Here is a 1,091-nt window from a genome sequence, read left to right on the forward strand (position 1 = left end):
CAGGCGGCGCAGGAGTAGACGTCCGTAAAGGGGCCCTGGCGGCTTCTCCGGATGTACTGCTCCTTGGGGGCGTAGCCCACCTTCAGGATGACGTCCAAACTCTTGGACTTGTCCCCGATGGAGTACCGGGCCGAGCCGAAGTCCAGCAGCTTTACCATGCCGTCCTTGGTAATGTAAATGTTGTCCGGCGTCACGTCCCGGTGGATGAAGCCCTCGGCGTGGACCGCGGTGAGGGCCCGCAGCACCGGGATCATCACGTTCAGGGTGTCCTCCACGCTCACCTTTCCGCCGTGGTTGGCGATGTAGGTTTTAAAGGAGATACCCTCGATGTAGTCCATGACGAAGTACGAGGTGTCGTTCTCGTCAAAGTAGCTGGTCACCGCCGCAATGTTGGGGTTGCCGATGAACTTGGCCAGGGTCCGGGCCTCTTCCTGGAACCGCTCGGAGCCGTACGTAAAATCCTCGGAACGGTCGGCGGAGAGGACGGAGACGGTGGTGCCGTCCACGCGGGTGGCCAGTTCCCCGGGCATAAATTCCTTGATGGCCACCTTGGCCTCCAGCTGGGTGTCCCAGGCCAGGTATGTGATGCCGAAGCCGCCCTGACCCAGCACCCGGCCCACGATGTACCGGTTATTCAGAACGGTCCCAGCCCGCAGGGCCACCGGGTACTTCTTCTCATTTTCCGCCAGGTCGAAGCCGCAGTGGGGGCACGGGCCATCTAAACTGTCCCGCTCCTGAAAACAGTTATAGCAAAAATTCTCTCCAACCATATAAGTCCTCCACATGCGTACAGATATTTGCTGGATAAAATCATTTTAGTCCATATACAGTAAGATTACAACTATGCTGTTTGCATAGTATAAGCGGGCTGTTTTCGCGTCAGGAGGGGAAAAACAAGGACAAATCATGGATATTTGGAAAGAGTTGCACAAAGACACTTAATAGGCATAAATTTCCACTCAAGATGGAAGCCGCGCCCCGGTGGAGTGGGGTGCCGGATTATTATGAGGGGTGGCTTTCAGTATTTTCCTTCCATATGGGTAAAATAAGAACCACTTCGAGCATTGGAGGGAAATACTATGGAGACACGA

1 protein-coding gene is annotated in these 1,091 nt (G+C 55.3%); it reads right to left on the bottom strand.

The window, feature by feature from the left end; all coding sequences use genetic code 11:
• Nucleotides 1–770, bottom strand: a 770-nt coding sequence (locus H6B31_RS16660) for a serine/threonine protein kinase (RefSeq protein WP_204899521.1), incomplete at its 3' end; no start/stop codon positions are given.
• Nucleotides 771–1,091 lie beyond the last annotated feature (321 nt).

The organism is Pseudoflavonifractor capillosus, assembly GCF_016899775.1.
GTDB lineage: Bacteria > Bacillota > Clostridia > Oscillospirales > Oscillospiraceae > Lawsonibacter.